Source organism: Pseudarthrobacter sulfonivorans (genome assembly GCF_014712225.1).
In the GTDB taxonomy this organism is placed as follows: domain Bacteria; phylum Actinomycetota; class Actinomycetes; order Actinomycetales; family Micrococcaceae; genus Arthrobacter; species Arthrobacter sulfonivorans.
Map to the genome: position 1 here is coordinate 72116 of NZ_JACXBW010000021.1, position 7043 is coordinate 79158.

5 protein-coding genes are annotated in these 7043 nt (G+C 55.9%); all 5 read right to left on the minus strand.

The genetic code is table 11. The features are described from left to right. Window positions 1-247: 247 nt before the first annotated feature. Window positions 248-1552: a helix-turn-helix transcriptional regulator gene (locus IAQ70_RS20420; protein ID WP_190991689.1), complete on the minus strand. Its 1305-nt coding sequence runs from the start codon at window positions 1550-1552 to the stop codon at window positions 248-250. Between the two features lie 234 nt (window positions 1553-1786). After that, window positions 1787-2869 (minus strand): HoxN/HupN/NixA family nickel/cobalt transporter, encoded by a 1083-nt coding sequence (locus IAQ70_RS20425; RefSeq protein WP_223860453.1) that lies wholly within the window; start codon window positions 2867-2869, stop codon window positions 1787-1789. A 49-nt stretch (window positions 2870-2918) separates the two neighbouring features. After that, window positions 2919-3605 carry a DUF5134 domain-containing protein gene (locus tag IAQ70_RS20430; RefSeq protein ID WP_190991691.1) on the minus strand — a complete coding sequence of 229 codons (687 nt, stop codon included), beginning with the start codon at window positions 3603-3605 and terminating at the stop codon, window positions 2919-2921. 293 nt (window positions 3606-3898) lie between these two features. Next, window positions 3899-5098 (minus strand): agmatinase, encoded by a 1200-nt coding sequence (gene speB / locus IAQ70_RS20435; protein ID WP_190991693.1) that lies wholly within the window; start codon window positions 5096-5098, stop codon window positions 3899-3901. A gap of 112 nt (window positions 5099-5210) precedes the next feature. After that, window positions 5211-6746 (minus strand): APC family permease, encoded by a 1536-nt coding sequence (locus IAQ70_RS20440; RefSeq protein ID WP_190991695.1) that lies wholly within the window; start codon window positions 6744-6746, stop codon window positions 5211-5213. Between the last annotated feature and the right edge of the window lie 297 nt (window positions 6747-7043).

Here is a 7043-nt window from a genome sequence, read left to right on the forward strand (position 1 = left end):
AGGCGCGCGATGGAGGCCGGTGTGAGAGGGAATAGTGCAGTAGAGATCCCACGGGTGCACCCATTTCAGGGGCCGTCCCCGTGTCTATCGAAACGAACGGGCCGTCCCATCCGCAGCGGTGAAATTACAGTTTGCATATCATGCTAAGGCAAGTCAATAAAGTCATACGGCATTCTCAGCGATGACGACGTCGTCAATGGCCCCTGTGTAGCGGGAAAAGCTCTTTTGGAAATGTACTGAGATGCTGTCACCGGCGAATCTTGCTGTTTACCAGCGCGATCGCTTCGCTGCGTGACTGGACGTTGAGCTTGCTAAACAGGTTCCGAATGTGGAATTTCGCAGTGTTTTCGGTGATGCCCGGGGTTGTAGCGATGTTTCGGTTGCGCTGTCCGGCCACGAGGAGCTCGAGCACCTCAAGTTCCCGGACGGCCAGGTTCCATCCGGCTATATCGCCCGCCGGGCGTGACGGGGGGTCCAGGGGGATCGAGGCGGAGATGTCTGCCCCCCAACCCGGCATGACATCCATGCGCAGTTGTCCCATGAGCGCTTTGACCCGTCGCTCCAAGCCGATGATGCTCCGTGCATCGATGGCCGAGGAGTCTCCGTCATCCCGGACGTTGATCAGTAGATTAACGCCGTCGCAGTCCCACTGGATACGGATCCGGCTCACGTCCGTCTGGTCCACCCTTGTCAGTACTAGGCCGCGGACGGTGCCCCGTGCCGCGTGTGCGACTTCACCCGGGATGGCCCGGCCGTTCAGTGGAGGGGCGATGAACTGGACCTCGATGCCGCGGAAGCACAGGAACGGTCGCAGGTCGTCCTGTAGTCGTTCGAACGCTTTGGCGACAGGTTCTTCGACCAGGTCCTTGGTGCGATTGCTAAGGGCCCGGAGTTTGATCAGGGCATTGGCGGTGAGGTCAGTGACTGTTGTGCGGGCAGCGGCATCGTCCAAGGAGGTTGATCGTAGGGCCGCCAGGAGGGTCACGAGGGTCACGGAGTGTAAATCAGTCAACTCGGCCGTTACGCGGATGCGTTCGGCTGAGGCTGCACGTGACTCCAGCAGATAGGACGGCGGCGCGTCGGTCACTTTCTCCTGGATTCTACGGGCCGTTATTCCCCACAGGTACAACACCATGTCCAGTACGGTGTCGTTCCCCGAAGCGACCGCTTGAGGATTGGTCAGGACGAGGAGTGCGTTGCTCGAGGTATGCTTCAGCGCGAGCACGGAACGGGTTCGGCCGGCGAGCTCGGCCTCACCGAAATAGGGTCCGTCGTCGGTGAGGTAGCAACGGAGCATCTCGAGCTCAGCAATGGAGACACGAGAGGTGATCTCCTCCTCGCCTGTTTTTTTCTGCGGCCGTCCGGTGCAGTCTTCAGTCAAAATCACCAGAGCGTTGCTCGTCATATAAGGGTTTAAGGCGTCACGCAGGCGCTCGGCTATTTCGGTTAGTGGAGCATTGGCCAATACTGCGACGGCTTTCAGCAGTGGCCATGGCTGGTCTGGAAGGTACTCAGCCAGGTCTTTGCGGGTCAGGTTGCTTTCGATACTCATCTGTTTAGAGTTGAAAGTCGGGGTTGTAACCAACAGTTAAGCGTAGTCAGCATAGTCAAACTCTTTCAAGAATGCATGAGCAGCAGACGGCCCACGGTATATGTGTACAGGGGCACTCGAGAATGAATCCTCGTACCCTAATAACCAGAAGCAGCGTCCCGTCGGTTCCTTTTTGTTCCCGCCATTTAGCACGCAAAAGGATTGAAGGTGGTCTCTACCTCCGTTCTAGGTCTGTCAGATGATCAGCCGATGCGGTTTTCTGCGCTCCGAACGGCCTCGCAACGAGGCCGTGGCCCACACCACCGCAAAGAGTCCCACGAGGAACAGGCCGGCATCAGCGAGGTCAATCCCCGCCAACCATGAAGTGATCGGATCTTCAAGGCTGAATGCCGTGTTGATGAAGCCCCCAAGCGTGAGTACCGAAATGAACAGCGCTGAGACAGCCGAGATGCCTGTTATTACGGCGTTGAAGCCAAGTTTGCGCTGAGGATTATCAATGGCTGATTTATACATCTTCATCATCGCCACGCCGTTAGCAGAATCGCAAAGGGTCATAGCGGCGGCGAACGCGAAGGGAAGGGCAAGTAAAGCGAGCGGTGAGACGCCTGCGAGTGAGGCCGATGTAGCGATAACCAGCAGCCCGATGGTCGTGGCCGTGTCGAATCCAAGCCCGAACAGGAAGCCAATGACATAGATGTTCCGTGGCCGCTTCACCTTAGACAGCGGCTTGGAGAGGAGCCGCGCTATAAGGCCTTTGGCTTCAAGGTCTTCATCGCGAACTGCGCCGCCGGACTGCACCTCTCGATAGACCTGGGTAGCACGAACGAAAGCGGAACCGTTGAACAGACCCATCGCGAGCAGGAATACCCCGGAGACACCGCTGCCAATCAAGCCCAGTACTTTGTTTCCCGTCGTGCCGTCGTCCATGAACTGCCCAACCAGCGTCGCCCCCGCCACAACCAGCAATACAGCCAAGGTCACTACGGAACTGTGTCCCAAACTGAATGCGAAACCCACGCTCACGGGATCCTTGTGCTGAGCCACGAACTTGCGGGTGGAGTTGTCAATAGCGGCGAGGTGGTCCCAGTCGTAACTGTGCTTCACACCGGCCAGGTACGCGGTCGCCACCAACCCCAGCGCCAGTGGTTGCGCGGTACCTGACGAGCCCATCACTAAAAGCACGAAGGCAACGACGTGCAGCGCAACGACGGCACCAAACATAACCAGCAGCCGGGTCCGCAGGGATAACTTTTCCCGGTCCCGGTACATGGTTAACAAAAGGGAGCCATCCATCTCTTTGGGAGCCAAATGCATCATCTTTGATCCTTTCGGGTTGTGGATAGGGAACTACCGGTGTGAAGGGCGGTCAGGACTGCAAACTGATGGTGGCGAACATGAGGGACATCACAAGCGCTGCCCCTGCATCATTGGTTCGCTCGAGTAGACGGTGGCTGTGCCCGAAGGGCTTCCTCGCGGGGAGTGTTTTTCCAACACGCCGTTGGGCCTTAACTCGGTCCAAGGGCAGGAGCCATGCCAGGACGGCAGCGGCAAAGACCACTGAAAGGACTTGAGAAGCCGGCTGAACCCATAGCACATCGACCTCAAGCATTAAGGGAGCATGGTCGACAGTTACTTTCCCGTGGTCGACATGGGAGGCGTGCCCTCGGGGTTCACTGGGGATTATCGATTGTTCCTGCAAGACTGTTGAAGAATGGGGCAAGGTGAGCATTAGGACCATCGATGCCAGCATTGCTGCATGGTAGAGACAGCTGAGTTTTCCTGAACGGGTATGACACGCAAGTGTGAATTCCGGCCTGGAAACAGCCTGAAGGACAAACCAAAAAGAGCCGAGGCTAAACAGCAGCACCTGCGGCAGAATTGGCAGGTTGACGTGGTGCCAGATCATGGCCAACATCCCCAACGCCATCAGCGCATGGATGACGTAATTCACCCGGTCCACCCATGCACCACCACGGGACGCCCGAGCTAGACAGAAAACTGTGCCGGCCCCGAGGATCAGGCTGGCCGAAATGTTGAGCAGAGGTTCCAGCATAGGAGTTTCTTTCCAGTCAGGTGGTCCACCGCGCACCCCAATTTCTGAACTGACAGAGGTGGTTGGTCAATAAGAACCCGCGGCCAACTCGCATGGTTTAGCGAGTTGAGGCCACTTGTCCGGCAGGTCACCGACTTCGCTATCAGGATTTTCGCTTCGACGGAGACTCTCACTCTGGTGATGTTTGAGAAGCTGATCCGGCGCAGAGCTTGTGTGGAGGGAGCAACGCTTGGCGCGCAGACATGCTCACCAAGCGTTGCTCCCACCACCCTCATCGGGGAGAAGGTCCTGAACTAAACAGCACCGAGCGGCATATCCACCTGGTGCAGTCCCTGGGTTCCGGGTCGCTTTCCCTTAGCAGAGCGGGAGCCGATTTGGTTGGTTTTCACCATGGTTCCAAGGACATCCAGGATCGCCCTGCAGCCCAGTTGTGCGGTTGACTCGGATGTGTCGTAAGGAGGTGAAATTTCGACAACTTCCATGCCGATAATTCCTTCTGCAGCCACCTGCCGCAGAGCTCTCAGCGCTTCACGGGGGATGAGGCCGCCTGGTTCTGGCGAACCTGTACCGGGAGCGATTCCACCGTCGACAACATCGATGTCAAACGATAGATAAACGGCGTCACAGCCTTTCCAAGCGATTTCGAGGGCAGCTTCCACTGCCTTGTCGATTCCCATGTTCTCCAAGTCACCGATGGTCATGACAGTGGTGTCCCGTTCCCTGGCTACCTTGAGTCCCGGCCGGGCGCCGTACCATCCGCCGATACCTATCTGCACGAGGTTTTCCGGCCGTACGTTGGGGATATTAGTGGCGTGATAATAGTGAGTGGTGTGCATCCGCTCATCCATATCTTTTTCCATGATGTCGATGTGTCGATCGAAATGGATGATGCCAATGTTGCCCTCGTAATGCTTCGCTATTCCCCTGACGGTCGGATAGCCAATCGAGTGATCGCCGCCCATGATCACCGGGAAGGTACCCTTCCCGACGATGTAGGAAACCGCTTTATCGATTTGATCAAACGATTTCTCAATGTTGCCTGGGATGCAGAAGACGTCACCAGCATCACACATGCTAATTTCTTGTCCCAAGTCGACCGCGAGGTCCAGATTATAGCCGTCGTACAAAGCGGAGATATTTCGTACAGCCTGGGGACCGAAGCGTGTGCCTGATCGATAGGTTGTTCCCGTATCGAACGGTACTCCTAAAAAGGCGACATCGAACTGGTCGACCTGCGAGATATCTTCACAATACGGAGTCTTGAGGAAAGTCTTGATGCCTGCGAAAGCCGGCTGTGGTCCCCTGCTGAATGTGGTGATCGTACGATCTTCCACCGACTCGGCTGCCTCCAGTCCGAGCTTGAGCGCACGGGCGGTTGTCTTCTCATGAACATCTGTCGGGATTTCCGCAAGCAGGTCTAGATTGGCCACGCCTTGAAGCAACTTACGATCGAATACTTCAACATTTTCCGTGTTCCCTGATTTGTCAGTCATGGTTCTTCACTTTCAGTAGGTAGAGATTCTTATTAGTGGTTTACTGCCAAGGTAAATCTTCATGGCGTCAAACCCGCAGGTCGACCGCCGAGCAGGATAGCTGGTCGTTAATCTAATCGATGGGTGTTCTTTCATAGGGCCGGGCAAATTTGTAATAGATGAGCCCTGTCGAAATGCAGATAACGAAGCCGATTATCACTGCCCATTCTTGCCAAGCGGCTAGCCCTTGATCGCGTGGCCACGAAATGTTGACCAGTTCAAAGATCAGCCATAGGAAAGCCAAAAGGGTGACCGCCGGACCGATCCTGCGCATCGCCCAGGTTCCTTCGTGGTTCCAACTCCGCCGCATTCGAAGGATCAAAATAGCAGCCACCGGTGCGAGGAATGCTACGTAGTACGCGGCTGTTGCGAAGGATACGACAAGGGTCAGTGCATTCGCGTAGGTCATCAGGACGACGCATACAAAGAAGGTAAACAAGGTTGCCGTAGTGGGCGACTTGCGGTGCTGGTCCACGCGTCGCAGGAGCCGCGAAAAGGGAAACATGTTGTCCCGCGAGAAGGAGAAAATGACCCGCACTGCTGTGGCCTGGACAGCAACACCGCAGGCCGTGAAGGCGACGACTACGATGCCGGTGAAGACATCAGCCACCCCCGCTCCGAGAGTATGACTAATAATGCTCGAAATGGGGTCACCGGTTTTTCCTGCCACCATGTCCGGGATATTGGGCGCGGCAAGCATAAGGGCTGCAGCGCCGATCATGTCCACTAGTCCAACGCCTGCAAGCGAAAACACGATCGCGTTAGGAATTACTTTGCGCGGCTTTTTCGTTTCCTCGGCCAGGCTACTCACCGCATCAAAGCCGAGCAGTACCCACCCTGCTATTGCAATGGCCGAAATGAAGGCCGGCCCGAAGGAACTACCCTCAGGAATCAGGCTCGTATCGGTAAAAATGCTGAAAGAATGTTCGCGGTGCAGAACCAGCAATGCGAGGCTGATGGGGAGCATGGCGGCGAGTGAGCAGAAGATGCCGATATATAGGACCCACTTAAGCGCGTTCATGCTTATAAACGTGACGAACGTCATAACTATGAGTACCGCAAGTGCCGCGACGAATTTCTGAGCGGGAAATAGCTCTTCGCCGCCGAATATTAGTTGATTAAGGAACTCCCCGCCGCCGTATGCAACAGCCGCCACTGTGAGCGTTAGGGCCCATATATATATCCAGCCGGCCCACCAGCCGTACTTCTTTCCTAATGCGTGTCGCGCCCACTGATAGATACCACCAGTAATGGGCCATTTCTCCGCCAGTTGCGTATAAACCAAGGCCACAAATAGTTGACCTACGATAACAATAACGAGTGCCCAAATCCATGTTGGGCCGACCGTTTCGGTTGCTAACGCAAAGATGGTGTATAGACCAACAATTGGTGAAATGAAAGCAAAACCCAGGGCCCACGTGGTCCAGAATCCGAGGACCCGGGGAAGTTCCTGCTTATAGCCAAACTCTGCGAGAGAATCATCGTCGCCCTGCACGATGACTGGTGCCAGTGGGGCCATCTGTTGTTCTTCTGACATAATTATTCCTAACTCATCGGCCCCAACATTGCTTGACTGGTACATCACATCGTCGTGAATTAAGTCGTCCATGACTTAGGTGCCAAGTTCAATGCCGCGGGCCTCGGGGGAGTATTAAGGATTCCCGGCGGGAATGATCGTCGCCGGACTACCGTAAGAATTGATGCGCCGCCTACTTTCAGGCATTGAAATGGACGCGCACGGGTATTACACCGGGTAAGTGTGAGGGTCTTGGGGTGAGGTCCCGGGGAGGGTTACGTGCTCGTGGCCGTGTTCGTGCTCCCCGGGACCTCTGGGGGTGTTAGTCAGTCAACTGTGAGGCGTTAGTGGGTTGGCTTTGCCTGTTCAGCACTGCAGTGGTTGGTGGTT